This is a genomic window from Nocardioides perillae, from assembly GCF_013409425.1.
In the GTDB taxonomy this organism is placed as follows: Bacteria; Actinomycetota; Actinomycetes; order Propionibacteriales; family Nocardioidaceae; genus Nocardioides; species Nocardioides perillae.
In genome coordinates this window covers 2,096,401-2,114,732 of sequence record NZ_JACCAC010000001.1, presented here as the reverse complement: position 1 = coordinate 2,114,732, position 18,332 = coordinate 2,096,401, and the positions used below count along the sequence as shown (strand labels likewise).

Sequence of the window (18,332 nt, the reverse complement as noted above, 5' to 3'; positions counted from 1 at the left end):
AGGACGAATGTTCGCGAACAGCGACGAGCTGCTGAAGTACCTCAAGGACGAGGGCGTCGAGATGGTCGACGTCCGCTTCTGCGACCTGCCCGGCGTGATGCAGCACTTCACGGTGCCGGTCTCGTCCTTCGACCAGTCCGTCTTCGACGACGGCCTCGGCTTCGACGGCTCCTCGATCCGCGGCTTCCAGGCCATCCACGAGTCCGACATGCAGCTCTTCCCGGACCCGACCACGGCCTACATCGACCCCTTCCGCGTCGCCAAGACCCTCGTCGTCAACTTCTTCATCCACGACCCGCTGACGGGCGAGGCCTACTCCCGCGACCCGCGCAACATCGCCCGCAAGGCGATGGCCTACCTCGCCAGCACCGGCATCGGCGACAAGGCCTACTTCGCCCCCGAGGCGGAGTTCTACGTCTTCGACAACGTGCGCTTCGAGACCAACGCGCACTCGGGCTTCTACCACATCGACTCCGAGGCCGGCGCCTGGAACAGCGGCGCCGAGGGCGACAACCGCGGCTACAAGGTGAAGTACAAGGGCGGCTACTTCCCCGTGGCCCCCTACGACCACTTCGGCGAGCTGCGCGACGAGATGGTCATCGAGCTGGAGAAGACCGGCCTGCAGGTCGAGCGTGCCCACCACGAGGTCGGCACCGCGGGCCAGGCCGAGATCAACTACAAGTTCGACGAGCTGCTCAAGGCCGCCGACGACGTCATGAAGTTCAAGTACATCGTCAAGAACGTCGCCTGGCGCAACGGCAAGACCGCGACCTTCATGCCCAAGCCGATCTTCGGTGACAACGGCTCCGGCATGCACTGCCACCAGTCGATCTGGAACGGCGGCGAGCCGCTGTTCTACGACGAGACCGGCTACGGCGGGCTCTCGGACATGGCGCGCTACTACATCGGCGGCATCCTCAAGCACGCGCCGTCGCTGCTGGCCTTCACCAACCCGACGGTGAACTCCTACCACCGCCTGGTGCCGGGCTTCGAGGCGCCGATCTCGCTGGTCTACTCCCAGCGCAACCGCTCCGCCTGCGTGCGCATCCCGATCACCGGGTCGAACCCCAAGGCGAAGCGCATCGAGTTCCGCTGCCCCGACCCGTCGGCCAACCCCTACCTGGCCTTCTCGGCGCTGCTGCTCGCCGGCCTCGACGGCATCAAGAACAAGATCGAGCCGGCCGCCCCGATCGACAAGGACATCTACGAGCTGCCGCCGGACGAGATGGCCGACATCGCCCAGGTCCCCACCTCCCTGGGCGCCGTGCTCGACAACCTCGAGCGCGACCACGACTTCCTCACCGTCGGCAACGTCTTCACCCCCGACCTGATCGAGACGTGGATCGACTACAAGCGCACCAACGAGATCATGCCCGTGCAGCTGCGTCCGCACCCGCACGAGTTCGAGCTCTACTACGACATCTGAGCATCACGGCTCCTCCGACAGGGGAAGGTCCTCGGCACCTGCTGCCGGGACCTTCCCCTGTCGCCGTCGTGGCCGACCCGCCCGACCTCGCGAAACGTGGCACCGCAGGTCCCGGACGGCGGGGGACCTGAGCCCTGCGGGGTCGGGACCTTCGCGGGTTCAGCAGCGCGCGGCGATCGCCGAGGGTGGGGGTGACCGCCCTCCGCTCCCCAGATCGGTGCACCGATGCCCCTGCTCGCCCCTGTCCTCCTCCCGACGCACGAGCGCTGGTTCGTGGAGTCGCGACCGGCGGGTGACTGGTCGTTCTTCTTCTCGCCCCTGCCGCTGGCGCTGACCGCCGCGGTGGTCGTCGTGACCGTGGCGTGGCGCTTCGTCGCGCTGCGCGTGCGCGGCCCCGAGCTGCGCGTGCTGCAGCCGCTGGAGCAGCTCGTCCCGTGGGTCCCCCGCCTGCTCGGCATCCACCTCGGCGTCGCGCTCCTCGCCCTGGCCGCCACCGGCGCCTTCCTCACTCCGTCCATTGACCACCTCGACGGGGTCGTGGGCGCCTCCCTGCTGCTGCTGGAGGCCGCCCTCGGCGTCTGGCTGGTCACCGGGGTCCGGCTGCGACCCGCCGCCGGGCTCGTGCTCGCCCTCGGCCCCGCGCTGGCCGTGGTCGCGGGACCGGTGGCGCTCGGCGAGTGCGCGAACCTCGCGGCCGTCGCAGCGTTCCTGCTCGTGCTGCCGCCCTCGGCCGACGCCCACGGTGCGGTGCGGGCGACGCCGGCGCAGCTGCGCCTCGCGCTCCTGCTGCTGCGGCTCGGGGTCGGCGCGGCGCTGATCGTGCTGGCGTTCTCGGAGAAGCTCACGAACCCGGCCATGGCGATCGACACCCTCGAGCGCTACCCCGCCCTCGACGTCTTCGCCCTCGTGGGCCTCGACGTCGCTCCCGCGACCTTCGTCGCCGTGGCCGGCGCCACCGAGCTGCTCTTCGGCCTGCTCGTGCTCTCCTGCGCGCTGCCGCAGGTCGCGGTGCTGGTCGCGATGGTCCCCTTCAACGCCACGCTGCTGATCTTCGGCCAGACCGAGATGGTCGGCCACCTCCCCGTGTACGGCGTGTTCCTGGCGCTGCTCGTCTACGGCTCGTCCCCCGTGACCGCGGAGGCCGTGCGGTGGCTGCCGCGCGCGGACCTGCGGCCGCGCCGGTCAGCGGTCGGTGACCGCTCGCAGGTGCGCGAGGGTGGCCTGGTCGAGGTCGGCCAGGGCTGACCGGTCACCGGCAGCGGAGAGCGGCACCACGCTCATCGTGCCGTCGGTCTCGAGCACGACGGCCGCGAGCGAGCCGAGGTCGCCCTGCCCGCTCGACCGCACGGCCTGCCGCAGCTCGGACTCGCTGATCCGGTTGCGACGCAGCACGTCTCGACGCACCGAGCCGTCGGCCAGGAGCAGCGTCGGCTGCGCCGTGACGACGCCCCGGGTGGCCTCCCACCAGGTGGTCAGCAGCGCGACGAGCAGCTGCAGCAGCACGAGGAGGGCGAGCGCGACGACGCCGTCGGTCCACGACGTCTTCTGGTCCAGCAGCAGGGTGGCGAGGGTCGAGCCCAGCGCGACCGTGACGACGAAGTCGAAGGCGTTCAGCTTGGCCAGGGTCCGCTTGCCGGAGACGCGCAGGAGCAGCACCAGCGCGGCGTACCCCGCGGCTCCGACCAGCACGATCCGCACGACGGCGTCCCACGATGTCCACCACATGCCGGGGCGGTACCCGACCCCGACGGGCGCACCCGGGGGTCAGAGGGCGGCGGGCACCGTCGGCTGCAGCACGGCCTCGACGAGCGCCCCGCTGCGCAAGGCCGCACCCTCCTGGTAGGCCGGGTCGGCCACCATCTCGCTGAAGCTGCGGCGCGTGGGGTAGCGCACCAGCAGCACGGCGTCCCACTCCTGGCCGGCCTCCGCGACGAGCGGGGTGTCGCCGGTGCCGAAGTAGAGGACCTCGGCGCCGCGCGACTCCGCGTGGCCGCGGAAGTGGCGCAGGTAGTCGTCGTACTGTGCGCGGCCGCCGTCGGCGAAGCGCAGGAGGTTGAGCATCACGACGGGTGCCTCGGGGTCTGCCTCGAGGAACGCCTTCAGGTCCTTGCCGCGGGGGTCGATGGCCATGGCGGCATCCTGCCGGACGGCCTCAGCCGCGCTTGCGCAGGGCACCCCGGCCGTTGCGGCGCAGCATCGCGACGGCGGTGGCGAGGCGGCCGCGGTCGAGGTCGGGCTCGAGGCCCGCGCCGAGGCGGTGGAGCTGGTCGGTGTGCCAGCTGAGGTCCATCGCGCCGTCGAGCGCCTTAACGTCGACCACGCGGCGCGCGACGCCCGGCAGGCCCGAGGCGAGGCGGTGCGCCACCAGCCGGTCGGTGCGCCCGTCCAGCACCTGCGCGGCGGCGTCGGGGGTCGTGACGGTGGGTCGGCCGAGCCCGACGACGTCGCACTCCCCCGCCGCGACCGCGCCAGCCATGGCCTCCCGGCTGCGGAAGCCCCCGGTGACCGCCAGCGGCACGCCGCCGGCGCGCTCGCGCACGGTGGCGGCGTACTCGAGGAAGTAGGCCTCACGCGCCCGCGTCGACGCGGCCGCGGTGCCCATCATCGCCGGCGACTCGTAGCTGCCGCCGCTGACCTCCAGCAGGTCGAGGCCCTCGCGCGAGAGCGCCTCGACGACGCCGGCCGACTCCTCCTCGCTGAAGCCGCCGCGCTGGAAGTCGGCCGAGTTCAGCTTCACGCCCACGGCGAAGCCGGGCGAGACCCGACGACGCACGGCGCGCACCACCTCGAGCAGGAAGCGCATGCGCCGCTCGGGGTCACCGCCCCACTCGTCGTCGCGCAGGTTGGACAGCGGCGAGAGGAACTGCGCCACCAGGTAGCCGTGGGCCGCGTGCACCTGGACGCCGTCGAAGCCCGCCCGCTCGCACACCTCGGCGGTCGTCGCGAAGCGCTCCACGAGCTCCTCGACCTCCGCGGAGGTCAGCGCCCGCGGCGTCGTCGCGCCCGGCAGCCCCACCGCCACCGCGCTCGGCGCCACCGGGCGCGTGCGCAGCGCGAGGAGGTTGGCCTGGCGGCCGGGGTGGTTGACCTGCACCCACACCGGGGTGCCGCCCGCCTTCGCCGCGCTGGCCCACCGGGCGAGGGCCGGCAGGTGGCGGTCGTCCTCGACCACGACGTTGCCCGGCTCGCCGAGCTGGGTGCGGTCGACCATGACGTTGCCGGTCACGACCAGGCCGTAGCCGCCGCTGCTCCAGCGGCGGTAGAGCCGCTCGAGGCGCGCGTCGGGCGCGTGGTCGGCGGTGCCGAGCGCCTCGCTGAGCGCCGACTTCACCAGCCGGTTGGGGAGGACCTGCCCGCAGGGCAGGGTGAGCGGCTCGTCGAGGGCGGTCATGCCCGCAGGCTAGAGCGCAGGCTCCGGTGTGCGGCCGTCGGCGTCCACGTAGCGGCCGTCGGCGGTGACCGGGTGGTCCTCGTTGATGGCCCGGACGGCCTCGGTCAGCTCCGGCTCGGTGTCGACCGGGCGACGGTCGAGGTGGATGCCGGCGATCATGCAGCGCACTGACCCGCCCGCCAGCTCGATCGTCGGGATGTCGACAGCCACGATCTCGCAGGACTCCTCGATCGCCGCCACCTGGTCGGGGAGCAGGCTGCGACGGGCACGCGCGGACATCGCCATGACGTAGCGGCGGCGTCCCTCCGGCGTGCGCCCGCAGAGCTCGACGGCGTTGCCCGCGAACTCGCGGATCTGCGCCTCGCTGAGCTCCACGACCCGGCGGCCGTTGACGCTGAGCCGCTCGCGCACGGCCTCCCGGCGCTGCAGGTCGGGGATCATGTCGAGCGCGATCAGCGCGACGTCGGTGCCGATGCAGGCGATGACGTTGGTGTGGTAGACCGGCACGCCTTGCGCGTCGACCGCCTCGAAGGCCATCGGCTCGTAGCCGAAGTCGGTGCAGAAGCGCTCGAGCACGTGGGTGTCGGCACGGTGGCTGCGCGCGGTGTAGGCCACGCGCGAGACGTGGTCGAGCACCATCGCGCCGGTGCCCTCGAGGAAGATGCCGTCGGGCTCGAGCCCGGAGTAGTCGACGATCGTCTGCACGCGGTACTGCGACTTGAGCATCTCCAGCACGTCGGCGCGGCGCTCGTGGCGCCGGTTCGAGGCGTACATCGGGTAGACCGCGACCATGCCGCCCGCGTGCGTGGAGAGCCAGTTGTTGGGGAAGACGCTGTCGGGGCGGGTGTGGTCCTCGTCCTCGAAGACGTGCACCCGCACGCCCACGTCGCGCAGCGCCTGCGCGAGGGCGTCCATCTCCCCCAGCGCTCGCGCCGCGACCGTCTCGGGCGACTCCCCCGCGGGCACCTCGCGCTGGAAGGCGTTGTCGGCGGCCGTCGCCGGGTTCGGGACGAAGCGCTTCGCGCGGACCAGGATGACGGCGGAGGGGGCCTGTGCACTCACGGGCGGATGCTAGGACCTCCCGCTCACCCGACGGAAACCGGCGCGCTCGCGTGCCCGCCCCCGCCGTGGGTGCCGCCTCCGGCGCCGTCGCCGTCGAGCTCCGCGGCAGCCGAGACGAGCAGCCCGCCGAGCAGGAACGCGGTGACGGCCGCCACCAGCGTCGGCGTCGAGAGGGCGGGCACGAAGCGTCGCGCGCCGGTCACCTCCGCCGCCGCTCCGTGGTAGGCGTGGGTGAGCGCGTGGCCCTTGCCACGGGCCAGCAACCACCGGTTGACGGGGTACGCCGCGAAGAACGCCGCCGTGAGCGCCACCATCATCCCGGCCCAGAAGGCGACGTTGACCAGGCCCGCCTCCATCGCCCCGGGGAGCAGGGCCATCACCGCGTTGTCGACGACCTCCATGGTGGCGATGGAGAGGGTGTCGGCTGCCAGCACGACGCTGAGGGCGGCGCCGAAGCCGAGGCCCGCCCGCACCAACGGCAGCGTCGAGAGCGTGTAGCCGAAGAGGAACGCGAGCGAGACCGCGAGGACGATCGTCCACCCGGTGCTCAGGCCCAGTGCGGTGCCGAGGACGAGCCCGGTGATCTCGCCGATGGCGCAGCCGGTGAGGCAGTGCAGGGTGGCGCTCACGGCCATGCCGCGGCTGGCGGGGTGCTCGTGGTGCGCCTCGCCTGCGTGGTGGGCGTGCTCTGCATGGTGGGTCACGGTGGGCTCCTCTCGTCGGACCTAGGCAAACATATACCCCCCTGAGGTATCTTCCGATCAAGAGTCGACCGGTGCTGCTCGCGCATCCCGGAGACCCGCTCGCCCCCCCACCGATCGGATGAGGACACCCGTGACCACGACCCGTACCCCCGTGACCACCCACCCCCGCCGCACCGTCCGGCGCACCGCCCTCGCCGCCCTGGCGCTCGGCGCGGGCCTCGCCCTCACCGCCTGCGGCGGCGACGAGCCGGCCTCCGACGCGTCGGCCGAGGTCTCGCAGACCGAGCACGGTGCGGCCGACGTCGCCTTCGCCCAGGACATGGTCCAGCACCACGCCCAGGCCCTCGTGATGGTCGACCTCACGGCCGGCCGTCCGCTCGACCCGGAGGTCGCCGCGCTCGCCGAGCAGATCCGGGCGGCGCAGGCGCCGGAGATCGAGCAGATGGCCGGCTGGCTGCTCGCGTGGGGCGAGGAGGTCCCGGCCACGGTGCGCGACCACGCCAGTGCCGGGCACGGCGGTGACCACACCGACGCAGAGCACATGGAAGGCATGGAAGGCATGGAGGGCATGGACATGCCCGGGATGATGTCCGGCGACGAGATGGCCGCCCTGGCGGCCGCGCCCGACTCCGCCTTCCAGGAGCTCTGGCTCGAGATGATGGTCGAGCACCACGAGGGTGCGGTCGAGATGGCCCGCACGCAGCAGCAGGAGGGGCGCTACGCCCCGGCCGTCGAGCTGGCCGAGGCGGTCGAGGCCTCGCAGACGGCGGAGATCGAGCAGATGCGGGCGCTGCTCGGCTAGCCGTCCTCGCGAGGGAGCTCCCGCACGACCCGCGCGGGTGACCCGACCGCGACCACGCCCGCCGGCAGGTCGCGCGTCACGACGGAGCCGGCACCGACGACGGTGTCGGCTCCGATCGTGACGCCCGGGCAGACCACGACCCCGCCGCCGAGCCACACGCCGTCCTCGATCGTGATCGGCTCCGCGGACTCCCACCCGTCGCGCCGCGGCCCGGGCTCGAGCGGGTGCGTCGCGGTGAGCAGCTGCACGCCGGGCCCGATCTGCACGTGGTCGCCGATCCTCACCTCTGCGACGTCGAGCACGACGAGCCCGAAGTTGACGAAGGTCCGCGCGCCCACCGACGTCCGGTAGCCGTAGTCGCAGCGGAACGGCGGCCGGATCTCGGTGCCCTCGCCGAAGCCGCCGAGGAGCTCGGTGAAGAGCTCGCGGAGCAGACCGGCGTCGGTCGGGTCGGCGTGGTTGATGCGGTGGGTCAACGACATCGCGCGCCTCGAGTCTGCGGCGATCTGCGGGTCGTCGGCGATGTAGGGCTCCCCCGCGAGCATCCGCTCGTGCATGGTCTTCTCGCTCATCCGGCCATCCTGCGCCATCCGGTGCTGCGCGATGCCGAGGCCCGAGCACGACGGTCGCCTCCGGCACGGCGTCACGATCAGGTCACGGGCGGGCCCGGGGCGTGGCGGCGCCGGGCCCCGTGCCCGACGATCCGGTCATGACCCCCGCACCGTCCGCCCGCGTGACGACCGACGCCACCGCGGAGCCGGCGCGGCGGGTGGCGTGGGCCGACGTCGCGAAGGGCCTGTGCATCCTGCTGGTCGTCCTGCACCACGTGGTCGGCAAGCACCTCCCGCTCGTGGTGCCCGACACCGCGGCAGGTGCGGCGGTGGTCCAGGCGTGGGTCGCCGTCGACACGGCGCTCAAGCCGGTGCGGATGCCGTTGTTCTTCGCCGTGTCCGGCATGTTCGCCGCGGGGGCGCTGCGCCGGCCGTGGCCGCTGGTCGCCGTGCGCCGCGTGCTCACGCCCTACTGGACCTACCTGGTGTGGCTGGCGGTCCACGTCGTGGTCTTCGCGACCGTCGCGACCGCCATCGAGACCCACCGGGTGCCGGGCGTGCTCGAGGGGCTGACGCACCTGCTGCTGGCCGCGACCGGCGTCTGGTACCTCTACGCGCTGGCCGTCTACTTCGTCGTCGCGAAGCTCCTGCTGGCCCACGTCACCCCCGGCGCCGCGGTGGCCGGAGCCGCGGTGGTCTCCCTCCTCGCGTCGTGGCTGCCGATCGAGGGCGTCAACCGCTACAGCGTCGTGCACTGCTTCGTCTTCTTCCTGGCCGGCGCCTGCTTCCCGCGGCTGCTCGCCGGTCTCCCGCGGCTGCGCCTGCCGGGCGTCGCTGCCCTCCTCACGGCGTACGCCGCCACCGCGGCCGCCTGCCTGGCGCTGGGAGCGCCGAAGAGCGTCTTCTCCCTGGCGCTCGCGCCCGTCGCGGTCGTGCTCGGCGTGCAGCTCGCGATGGCGGTCAGCGACCGCGGCTGGGCCGGCGGCCGGGCCGCCGGGCCGGTCGCGGCGCTCGGGCGCCGCACCCTGCCCGTCTACGTGCTGCACATGCCGCTCCTCGGCGTGCTGCACCAGTGGCTGGTCGACGCCGTCTACGCGAACCCCGACCACGGCGACGCCGTGCTCACGGCCCTGCGCGGCGGCGCGGCCCTGCCGTCGGGTGCCGAGCCCCGCACCCCGTACCTCTCCGGCGGGGTGCCGGCCGTGGTCCCCGGCGGCGGGGCCGCGCGGGACGGCGGCGCCGAGCTGCTCGTGGCGCTGGCGTGGGCCGGCTACCCGCTGCTGCTGGTCGCGGGGCTGGTCGCCGCGTCGCTGCTCACCCACCGGGCCCTGCTGCGGCTCGGGGCGGGGTGGATGTTCGACCTCCCGGCCGCTCTGCGCGAGCGTGCTCAGCGCGGCCCGCGTCTCAGCGGTCGCTGACGTCGAAGAAGCCTGCCAGGGCCGGCACCCGGCGCAGCACCAGCTGGTCGAGGGCGAGCACCACGACCAGCGACAGCCCGAAGAGCGGCAGCAGCACCGCGAGGGCGACGACCGCGACGAGCAGCAGCGGTGAGCGGCGCAGCGGCATCCGCCCGCGCGGGGCGCCCAGGGTGCCGGCACCTCGCGGCCGGCGGCGCCACCACATGACCGGTCCGGTCACGCAGGCGACGAGGATCGCGACGCACATCGCGGCCGCGCCCCAGAAGGACCACAGCCCCAGCGAGCGCCCCTCGTGCAGGCCGATGCCGTGCGCGACGACCTGGGCCAGGGCCGGGTAGTCGTCGAAGCCGTAGGTCGACACGACGTGGCCGCCGTAGCGGTCGACGTGCACGGTCCGCTCGTCGGAGGGTGCGTCGAAGGCGTAGCCGATCACCGAGTAGACCCCGCCCTCCCCGGTCGGCAGCGCGACGGTCATCGGGTGCCGCAGGCCCTCGGCGTCGGCGACCGCGACCGCGGTGTCGACGTCGGCGACGCTCCCGGAGTGGGCCGCGCCGGGGTCGGAGGTGGGCACCTCGCTCTCCTGCAGCGCCCACGGCAGGTCGGCCGCGTGGCTGTGGGGCAGCGACTCGTCCAGGGAGGAGGCCGGGTCGGAGGCGGCGCCGGGGTCGGTCGACCAGAGCGAGGACCCGCGGTCGGTCGCGACCGCCTGCACCCGCTCGCCCCAGAAGCCAGTCCACGGCAGCCCGGACACCAGCAGGAAGAGCAGGCCGAGGCCGACGACCGCCCCGACGCGTCCGTGCATCGAGCGCAGCCGCGCCCCGGCAGCCCGCGCCGGCCGGCGCCGGCGTCGCGCCGCGCGCCCCTTCACGAGCAGGAAGTAGCCGGTGAGCGCGACGACGATCGCCCAGCAGGCGACGAGCTCGACGACCGCGTCGCCCAGCCTGCCGGCCATGAGCTCACCGTGCAGGCGGACGGCGTAGCCGGACACGGTGCGGTCGGGGTCGAGCACACCGGTGACCTCGAGCGTCCACGGGTCGACGAACACGTCCCGCGTCGCCCCGTCGGCGGTCACGGTCGACACCACGGTCGCCAGGCCCGCCTCGCGCGGCTCCGCGAGGGAGACCGGGGTGAGCTCGGGGTGGGCGCGGTCGGCCGCGGCCAGCTGGGAGGTCAGGTCCTGCGCGAAGTCCACCCCCGCGGGCTGCTCGACCCGCATGGTGTCGGCGTGGAGCAGCGGCTCGAGCTGGAAGCGGAAGAGGTAGACGAGCCCGGTCGCGGACAGCACGACGAGGACGGGCACGACGAGCACGCCGGCGTAGGCGTGCCAGCGCCAGAAGGCGCGGAACAGCCCCGCGGTGCCGGAGCGGCAGCCGGGTCGGGTGCGGGGTCGGGAGCGGGGTCGGGTGCGGGGTCGGGTGCGGGGTCGGGTGCGGGGTCGGGTGCGGGGTCGGTCGAGCGTGGTCACGGAGGTCTCCTCGCGGTGGCGCGCAGGCGCGCGGGGTGCACCGCGACCCTCGGGCGGGCGCGGTGCGCGGACGGGGCGGCAGCACAGCGGCGCGCCCGGCCGTCCCCCGCAGAGGCGGTGGTGGCGAGACGCGTCAGCCGGCGAGGAGCACCGGAGGTCCGCGACGAGGTACGCCGCGCGCGAGGACGAGCGTGCGGGGCCGGGTCAACGTGGGTCGAGGTCGGGACCCGCGCGTGCGCGTGGGCGGCGCAGCGGCCGCCAGGGCGGCGGCGAGGCCGGCAGCGAGCGCGGGCGCGCCGAGCACGGCGCGGGCCAGCGCGACGAGGGTGGCCAGCGCCTGCTCCCCGCTCGCCAGCCACAGCCCGACCGCCACCGCCGCGACGAGGTGGGCCAGCGCCATCGGCGCGTGGTGGGCTACGTGCCCCACGGCGTGCCCGAGCGGCTGTGCCAGTGCGGCGAGCAGGTCGGCGGCGGCCGCGCCGGTCCCTTCGCCGGTCCCTGCGTCGGTTCCTGCGCCGGTCAGCGGGTCCAGCGCGGCGTAGTGGTCCTGCAGCGACCCGACGCGCCGCCCGCCCTCGGACGCGGCGCCCAGCAGCGGGTCCGGCAGGGCGGGTGCGGCCGGGACCGCCGCTGGCAGCGCGGGCGGAGCACCGCCCGCGGGGGCGCCGTGCCCCGCGGTCGCGGTGAGGGCCAGGTGCACGAGGCCCTGGCCGCCGAGGAGGAGCGCGACCACCCGGCGGCGCGAGGCGGGGTGGCGCAGCAGCGCCGTGCAGGCGGCCGTCGCGGCGGCGTACAGGAGCAGGAGGGTGGGCGCTCCGGGCAGCAGCCCGTCGGCGCCGGCGTGGCCGAGGACGCCCGCGCCCACGGCCACCGCGGCGAGCAGTGCCCCGCGACCCCAGCGCAGCCCCGCCCCCAGTCCCACCCGAGGAGTCTTCCACGACCCCTCGGGCGGGCCGGGCCCTCGGTCAGTTCAGGACGCGCATGGAGGACGGCACGCCCTCACCGCGCTGCACGCCCTCGACCAGCTCCTGCAGGGCGGTGAGCGCGACGTTCTGCGACAGCGGGCCGAAGGAGACGCGCGCCACGCCGAGCTCCTCGAGCCGGGCGAGCGGCGGCGTGCCGGGGATCGCGATGAGCGTGAGCCGCTGCGGGCCGAAGGCGTCGACGAGCGCCTGCACCTGCTCGTCGGTGAGCTTGCCGGGCACGAAGACCACGGGGGCGCCGGCGTCGAGGAAGGCCCTGCCCCGCTCGATCGCGTCGGCGAGGTTGACCTCCGGGTCGCGCTCGCGGCCGCGGGCGAAGGCGTCGGTGCGGGCGTTGAGCACGAAGTCGACCCCCTCCTCCTCGGCCACCTTGACCACCTGCTCGACCGCGCGCACGGCCTCGGGCAGCGGCTTGAGCTGGTCCTCGAGGTTGCAGCCCACGACGCCGAGGCCGATGGCGCGGCGCACGGTCTCGCCCGGGTCGCCGTAGCCGGCCTCGAGGTCGGCGGTGACCGGCAGACCGGTGGCCCGCACGATCCGGCTGACCGCCTCGAGCATGAGGTCGACGGGGATCTGCTCGCCGTCGTCGTAGCCGTAGGACGAGGCGATGGAGTGGCTGGCGGTCGCGAGCGCCGCGGTGCCGGGCACGTCGGCGACCACGCGGGCGCTGATGACGTCCCAGACGTTGACCACGGTGAGGAGCTTCTCGGCGCGGTGCAGGGCCATCAGCTCGCTCGCGCGGCTGCGGGTCTCGGCGGGCTCGGGGTTGGAGGCGAGGGTGTCGGGCACGGGGGTCCTTCCGGAGCGTCGGGTGGGTGCGGGTGGTGCGGTGGGCGCGGGTGTGGGTGCGGGTGCGGGTGCGGTCAGGCGGGCGGGAGCCGGTCGGGCGGGAAGCCGCCGGTCGCGACCGGCCCCCACCGCTCGACGGTGATGCGCAGCAGCGACTTGGCCTGGCGGCGCATGGCCGCGCGGTAGTCCTCCCAGTCGGGGTGCTCCCCGCTGATGCAGCGGAAGTACTCGACGAGCCCGTCCTCGGCCTCGGGCGAGGGCATGTCGAGCACCTCGGCCGTGCCGTCGAGCTGAACCCAGGCGTCGTCCCAGTCGTCGGAGAGCACCAGCACCGACGCGCGCGGGTCGCGGCGCAGGTTCACCGCCTTGGCGCGGTCGGGGTAGGTGGCGACCACCACGCGGCCGGCGGCGTCGACGCCGCCCGTGACCGGCGAGACCTGCGGGCTGCCGTCGCGGCGGCGGGTCACCAGCACGAGGTGGTGGCGGGTGCGGGCGAAGTCGAGGACGGCGTCGCGGTCGAGACGCTCGGCGGTGGCGATCCGGGGCACCGCGCCAGCATGGCAGGGGCCTGGCTGTGGCGGTCCCGCCTGGCGCTCAGCCCCAGAAGACCCGGTCGACGACGGCGTGGGCCCGGCGGGTGGTCCGCAGGTAGTCGTTGACCATCTCGTCGGAGCGCCCGGGGCCGTAGCCGAGGACGAGCGCCACCGCGGCGCGCTCGCGCAGGTCCCGCGGCAGGCTGTCGCCCGGCTTGCCGGTGACGAGCGTGACCGCGTTGCGCACCCGGCTGACCAGGCACCAGGCGGCGGCCAGCTCGTCGGCGTCGCCCGGGGGCAGCAGGTCGGCCTCGACGGCCGCGCGCAGCGCCTCGAGGGTGCGCGGCGTGCGCAGGCCCTCGTGCCGGCCGGCGTGGCGCATCTGGAGCAGCTGGACGGTCCACTCGATGTCGGCCAGGCCGCCGCGCCCGAGCTTGAGGTGCGTCTGCGGGTCGGCGCCCCGCGGCAGCCGCTCGGTGTCGACGCGTGCCTTGATGCGCCGCACCTCGACGACGTCGGCGGCGGCGAGGCCCTCGGCGGGGTAGCGCAGCGGGTCCACCAGGGCGGTGAAGGCCGACCGCAGGTCGGGGTCGCCGACCGCGGCGTCGGCGCGCAGCAGCGCCTGCGCCTCCCAGACGTGGGACCACTTGGCGTAGTACGCCGCGTAGGACGAGAGCGTGCGCACGAGCGGGCCCTGCTTGCCCTCGGGCCGCAGGTCGGCGTCGACCTCGAGCGCCGGGTCGCTGGCGGGGGCAGCGAGGAGGCGCCGCAGCTCCAGCGCGCAGGCCTGCGCGAAGGACGCCGCCGCACCCGGGTCGGCCCCGGGCAGCGGGTCGTGCACGAAGAGCACGTCGGCGTCGCTGGCGTAGGACAGCTCGAAGCCGCCGTAGCGGCCCATCGCCACCACGGCGAGGCGCGTGGGGGCCCCGTCGAGGCCGCGCTGCTCGGCCACCGAGCGGCGCACGACGTCGAGCGTCGCCTCGAGCGTGGCGTCGGTGAGCCGGGACAGCGCTGCGCCCACCTGCTCCACGTCGACCTGTCCGACGAGCTCCCCGGCGGCGATGCGGAAGAGCTCGCGGCGCCGCACGGCCCGCACGCTGCGCACGGCCGCCGTGGCGTCGCCCTGCCGGCGGGCCGCGGCGAGCATCTCGGTGGTGAGGGCCTCCGACGAGCGGGGCCCGAGGTCGCCGCCCAGCAGCCGCACGCCCTCCGGCTCGCGCTCGAGCAGCGCGGTGGCGTAGCGCGAGCTCGCCAGCACCTTGGCGAGGTGCTCGGCCACCTGACCCTCGTCGCGCAGGGCGCGGAGGTACCAGTGGCTGCCGCCGAGGGACTCGCTGATGCGCCGGAAGCCGAAGAGCCCGGCGTCGGGGTCGGGGGCGTCGGAGAACCAGGCGAGCATCACCGGCAGCAGGGCGCGCTGGATCTGCGCGCTGCGGCGCACGCCGCTGGTCATCGCCTCGAGGTGGCGCAGGGCGGCGGCGGGGTCGACGAAGCCGAGGGCCGCGAGGCGGCTGCGGGCGGCCTCGACCGAGAGCCGAGCGACGTCGTCGGGGAGCTGGGCGACCGCGGTGAGCAGGGGGCGGTAGAAGAGCTTCTCGTGCAGCCGGCGCACCTCGCGGCGGTGGTGGCGCCACGCCTCCTCCAGCTCCTCGGCCGGCGCGCGGGTGAAGCCGAAGGAGCGGCCCAGGCGCCGCAGCGCGTCCTCGTCGGAGGGGACCACGTGGGTGCGCTGCAGGCGGTGCAGCTGGATGCGGTGCTCGAGCGTGCGCAGGAAGGCGTAGGCGTGGTGGAGCGCCTCCCCGTCCTCGCGCCCGACGTAGCCCCCCGCGGTGAGGGCTGCGAGCGCGCTCAGCGTCGTGGGCAGCCGCAGCCGCTCGTCGACGCGTCCGTGCACCAGCTGCAGCAGCTGCACGGCGAACTCCACGTCGCGCAGCCCGCCCGACCCCAGCTTGAGCTGCCGGTCGGCCTCGTGCGCCGGGATGTGCTCGACGACGCGGCGGCGCATGGCCTGCACGTCCTCGACGAAGTGCTCGGTCTCGGCGACCCGCCAGACCCGGGGGGCCACCATCGCGGTGAAGGCCTCCCCCAGCGCGAGGTCGCCGGCCACCGCGCGGGCCTTGAGGAGGGCCTGGAATTCCCACGTCTTGGCCCAGCGCTCGTAGTAGCCCTCGTGGCTGGCGAGCGTGCGCACCAGCGGACCGCTGCGCCCCTCGGGCCGCAGGCCGGCGTCGACCGGCCAGATCGTGCCCTCGGCGGTGTGGTCGCCGCACACCTGCATCAGGGCCGAGGCGAGCCGGGTGGCGGCCTTGAGGGCGACCTGCTCGTCGGCACCCTCGGCGGGCTCCGCGACGAAGATGACGTCGACGTCGGAGACGTAGTTGAGCTCGTGGCCACCGCACTTGCCCATGGCGACGACCGCGAGCCGGGCCGTCGCCGCCTGCTCCCCCACCCGGGCCCGGGCCACGGCCAGCGCCGCGTCGAGGGTGCCGGCAGCGAGGTCGGAGAGCTCCGCCGCGACGTCGTCGACGCCCACGTCGTGGGCGAGGTCGCGCGCGGCGAGGCGCAGCAGGACCCGGCGGTACTCCACCCGCAGCGCGTCGACCGCCACCGGGTCGGGGCGCGTCGCGGTCGGCAGTGCGTCGTCGGGGTCGGCGCCGACGGCCGCGAGCAGGCCGGCCCGCACGGCGTACGCCGGGGGGCGGGTCGTGCCGAGGAGGGGGTCGGTGAGCTCACGCCACTGTCCGGGGTGGCGGGCGAGGTGGTCGGCCAGCGCGTCGCTGGCCCCGAGGACGCCCAGCAGGCGTCGAGCGGTCGCGTCGTCGTCGACCACCGCGTCGAGGAGGGCGCGCCGCTCACCGTCGCCGTGGGTCGTCTCGAGGCGGGAGGCGGTGCGGGCCAGGGCGGCCAGGGCCTGGTCGGGGTCGCCCGCACGCCCGAGCTGCGCCACGAGGCCGTCGACGGCGTCGGGGTCGGCGAGTGCGGTCTCCCCGTCCGCGAGGGACGCGAGGTGCTCCAGCGCGGCGTCGGCGTCCTGCAGGCCGGCGCGCAGCAGCAGCCCTCGCCTGCTGTGCCGCGGCGCGGTGGTCACCGGGTCACCCCGTCACCGGGTGGCCGGGTGGCCGGCGGCGAGGGCGACCAGCGACGCGGCCAGCGGGCGCCACGCCGCGTCGAGCTCGGCCCGCGCAGCGTCGAGCTCGGCGAGGACGGCGTCCTGGTCGATCCCGCGCTCGAGGTGGTCGTCGCGGTCGCCCGCGGCCCAGCTCGCGACGACGGCGCGGTCGGCCTCGGGGTGCAGCTGCACGCCCCACACGGTCGGCGCGAGCCGGGCGGCCTGCAGCTCCCCGGCCGGCGTGCGGGCCAGGGCGACCGCGCCGGGCGGGAGGGCGGTCACCACGTCGTTGTTCCACTGCACGCCGCGGCGCGCGGAGCCGACGAGCCGGCCGAGCAGCGGGTCGTCGTCGGCCCCGGGCGACCACCCGACCTCGAGCACCCCCGCCTGCTGACCGCGCGGGTTGCGCTCGACCGTGCCGCCCAGCGCGTCGGCGGCGAGCTGGTGGCCCAGGCAGACGCCGAGGGCGGGGGTCCCGGTCTCGGCGGCGGTGCGCAGCAGCGCCTTCGCCTCGGCGAGCCAGGGGTGGGTGGCCTCGTCCCCGGCGCCCATCGAGCCGCCGAGCACCACGAGGGCGTCGTGGTCGGCGAGGTCCACCGGGAGGGGGTCGCCGGCCCACGGGCGGCGTACGTCGAGGTCGGCGCCTGCCGCGGTGAGCCACTCGCCGAGCAGGGCCGGCGGGCACTGCGCCTCGTGCTCGACCACGCACACGCGGGGGCCGGTGGGCGCGCCCATCAGATGACCGGCAGCATCCGGTCGCGCTCGAAGGCCGAGACCTGCCCGCGGTACTCCTCCCACTCCGCACGCTTGTTGCGCAGGAAGAAGTCGTAGACGTGCTCGCCCAACGTCTCGGCGAGCAGCTCGGAGCGCTCCGCGACGCCGATCGCGTCGTTGAGGTTCTTCGGCAGCGGCTCGATGCCCAGCGCCGTGCGCTCGCGCTCGGAGAGGCTCCACACGTCGTCCTCGGCCTCGCGCGGCAGCTCGTAGCCCTCGTCGATGCCCTTCAGCCCCGCGGCCAGGATGACCGCGAAGGCGAGGTAGGGGTTGCAGGCCGCGTCGATCGTGCGCAGCTCGACGCGCGTCGACTGGCCCTTGTTGGGCTTGTACATCGGCACCCGCACCATCGCGGAGCGGTTGTTGTGGCCCCAGCAGACGTACGACGGGGCCTCGCCGCCGCCGATCAGGCGCTTGTAGGAGTTGACCCACTGGTTGGTGACGCAGGTGATCTCGGCGGCGTGCTTCAGCACCCCGGCGATGAAGGACCGACCGGTGCGGGAGAGTTGGTACTCCGCGCCGGCCTCGTAGAAGGCGTTGGTGTCGCCCTCGAAGAGCGAGACGTGGGTGTGCATGCCCGACCCGGGGTGGGTGGTGAACGGCTTGGGCATGAAGGAGGCCCAGATGCCCTGGTTGAGCGCGACCTCGCGGATGACGGTGCGGAAGGTCATGATGTTGTCGGCGGTGCTCAGCGCGTCGGCGTAGCGCAGGTCGATCTCCTGCTGTCCCGGGCCGCCCTCGTGGTGGCTGAACTCCACCGAGATGCCCATCTGCTCGAGCATCGTGATCGCCTCGCGCCGGAAGTCGGCACCCATGGACTGCGCGGTGTGGTCGAAGTAGCCGCTGCGGTCGACCGGCACCGGCTCCTCCCCCGCGCTCGGGGTGTCCTTGAAGAGGTAGAACTCGATCTCGGGGTGCGTGTAGAAGGTGAACCCGCGGTCGGCGGCGACGCTGAGGGTGCGCTTGAGCACGAAGCGCGGGTCGGCGTAGGACGGGCTGCCGTCGGGCATCACGATGTCGCAGAACATCCGCGCGGTCGACGGGCCTTCGCTCCGCCACGGCAGGATCTGGAACGTCGACGGGTCGGGCTTGGCGAGCATGTCGGCCTCGAAGACGCGGGCGAAGCCCTCGATGGCCGAGCCGTCGAAGCCGATGCCCTCGTCGAAGGCGCCCTCCAGCTCCGCGGGCGCCACCGCGACCGACTTCAAGAAGCCCAGCACGTCGGTGAACCACAGCCGCACGAAGCGGACGTCGCGCTCCTCGAGCGCGCGGAGCACGAAGTCCTCTTGCTTGCCCATGGCGCCACCCTAGGGCGTCGCGGCCCT

17 protein-coding genes are annotated in these 18,332 nt (G+C 74.6%); 4 read left to right on the top strand and 13 right to left on the bottom strand.

The window, feature by feature from the left end:
- Positions 1-7: 7 nt before the first annotated feature.
- Positions 8-1,426, top strand: coding sequence for a type I glutamate--ammonia ligase (gene glnA / locus BJ989_RS09795; RefSeq protein ID WP_179518045.1), 1,419 nt, complete (start codon positions 8-10; stop codon positions 1,424-1,426).
- A 225-nt stretch (positions 1,427-1,651) separates the two neighbouring features.
- Positions 1,652-2,671: a hypothetical protein gene (locus BJ989_RS09790; protein WP_179518044.1), complete on the top strand. Its 1,020-nt coding sequence runs from the start codon at positions 1,652-1,654 to the stop codon at positions 2,669-2,671.
- Here the strand turns inward: BJ989_RS09790 and BJ989_RS09785 are convergent.
- Genes BJ989_RS09785 through BJ989_RS09765 form a run of 5 tightly spaced genes read right to left on the bottom strand, consistent with a single transcriptional unit; the run spans position 2,609 to position 6,583 of the window.
- Positions 2,609-3,151, bottom strand: coding sequence for a DUF421 domain-containing protein (locus BJ989_RS09785; RefSeq protein WP_179518043.1), 543 nt, complete (start codon positions 3,149-3,151; stop codon positions 2,609-2,611). The two genes, BJ989_RS09790 and BJ989_RS09785, sit on opposite strands and share 63 nt — an antisense overlap.
- A gap of 39 nt (positions 3,152-3,190) precedes the next feature.
- A complete protein-coding gene (locus BJ989_RS09780) occupies positions 3,191-3,556 on the bottom strand; it encodes a DUF1330 domain-containing protein (protein WP_179518042.1) in 366 nt (121 codons plus the stop codon).
- 22 nt (positions 3,557-3,578) lie between these two features.
- Positions 3,579-4,817, bottom strand: coding sequence for an NADH:flavin oxidoreductase/NADH oxidase family protein (locus BJ989_RS09775; protein ID WP_179518041.1), 1,239 nt, complete (start codon positions 4,815-4,817; stop codon positions 3,579-3,581).
- Positions 4,818-4,826: 9 nt separating this feature from the next.
- Positions 4,827-5,879, bottom strand: coding sequence for a citrulline utilization hydrolase CtlX (gene ctlX, locus BJ989_RS09770; protein WP_179518040.1), 1,053 nt, complete (start codon positions 5,877-5,879; stop codon positions 4,827-4,829).
- A gap of 23 nt (positions 5,880-5,902) precedes the next feature.
- A complete protein-coding gene (locus BJ989_RS09765) occupies positions 5,903-6,583 on the bottom strand; it encodes a DUF4396 domain-containing protein (RefSeq protein ID WP_343049232.1) in 681 nt (226 codons plus the stop codon).
- Positions 6,584-6,713: 130 nt separating this feature from the next.
- Between BJ989_RS09765 and BJ989_RS09760 the strand changes: the two genes are divergently transcribed.
- Positions 6,714-7,385, top strand: a complete 672-nt coding sequence (locus BJ989_RS09760) for a DUF305 domain-containing protein (protein ID WP_343049231.1) — start codon at positions 6,714-6,716, stop codon at positions 7,383-7,385.
- On the opposite strand, the gene BJ989_RS09755 is transcribed toward BJ989_RS09760, so the two are convergent.
- A complete protein-coding gene (locus BJ989_RS09755; protein WP_179518038.1) occupies positions 7,382-7,957 on the bottom strand; it encodes a sugar O-acetyltransferase in 576 nt (191 codons plus the stop codon). The genes BJ989_RS09760 and BJ989_RS09755 overlap by 4 nt on opposite strands.
- Before the next feature lie 137 nt (positions 7,958-8,094).
- Here BJ989_RS09755 and BJ989_RS09750 point away from each other — a divergent pair, with 137 nt between their 5' ends.
- Complete coding sequence (locus BJ989_RS09750; protein ID WP_179518037.1) at positions 8,095-9,354, top strand: acyltransferase family protein; 1,260 nt, start codon at positions 8,095-8,097, stop codon at positions 9,352-9,354.
- Here the strand turns inward: BJ989_RS09750 and BJ989_RS09745 are convergent.
- From BJ989_RS09745 to BJ989_RS09715, 7 genes are all read right to left on the bottom strand, one after another.
- Complete coding sequence (locus BJ989_RS09745; protein WP_179518036.1) at positions 9,341-10,819, bottom strand: PepSY domain-containing protein; 1,479 nt, start codon at positions 10,817-10,819, stop codon at positions 9,341-9,343. The two genes, BJ989_RS09750 and BJ989_RS09745, sit on opposite strands and share 14 nt — an antisense overlap.
- A gap of 133 nt (positions 10,820-10,952) precedes the next feature.
- Complete coding sequence (locus tag BJ989_RS09740; RefSeq protein WP_179518035.1) at positions 10,953-11,741, bottom strand: hypothetical protein; 789 nt, start codon at positions 11,739-11,741, stop codon at positions 10,953-10,955.
- Between the two features lie 43 nt (positions 11,742-11,784).
- A complete protein-coding gene (locus BJ989_RS09735; protein WP_218848790.1) occupies positions 11,785-12,591 on the bottom strand; it encodes an isocitrate lyase/phosphoenolpyruvate mutase family protein in 807 nt (268 codons plus the stop codon).
- Between the two features lie 74 nt (positions 12,592-12,665).
- Positions 12,666-13,139, bottom strand: a complete 474-nt coding sequence (locus BJ989_RS09730; RefSeq protein ID WP_179518034.1) for a TIGR03618 family F420-dependent PPOX class oxidoreductase — start codon at positions 13,137-13,139, stop codon at positions 12,666-12,668.
- Between the two features lie 46 nt (positions 13,140-13,185).
- Entirely contained in the window at positions 13,186-16,212 is a 3,027-nt protein-coding gene (locus tag BJ989_RS09725; RefSeq protein WP_343049230.1) for a bifunctional [glutamine synthetase] adenylyltransferase/[glutamine synthetase]-adenylyl-L-tyrosine phosphorylase, read from the bottom strand.
- 12 nt (positions 16,213-16,224) lie between these two features.
- Positions 16,225-16,968 (bottom strand): type 1 glutamine amidotransferase, encoded by a 744-nt coding sequence (locus tag BJ989_RS09720; protein ID WP_179518033.1) that lies wholly within the window; start codon positions 16,966-16,968, stop codon positions 16,225-16,227.
- Complete coding sequence (locus BJ989_RS09715) at positions 16,968-18,305, bottom strand: glutamine synthetase family protein (RefSeq protein WP_179518032.1); 1,338 nt, start codon at positions 18,303-18,305, stop codon at positions 16,968-16,970. The genes BJ989_RS09720 and BJ989_RS09715 overlap by 1 nt, the downstream gene beginning before the upstream one ends.
- Positions 18,306-18,332 lie beyond the last annotated feature (27 nt).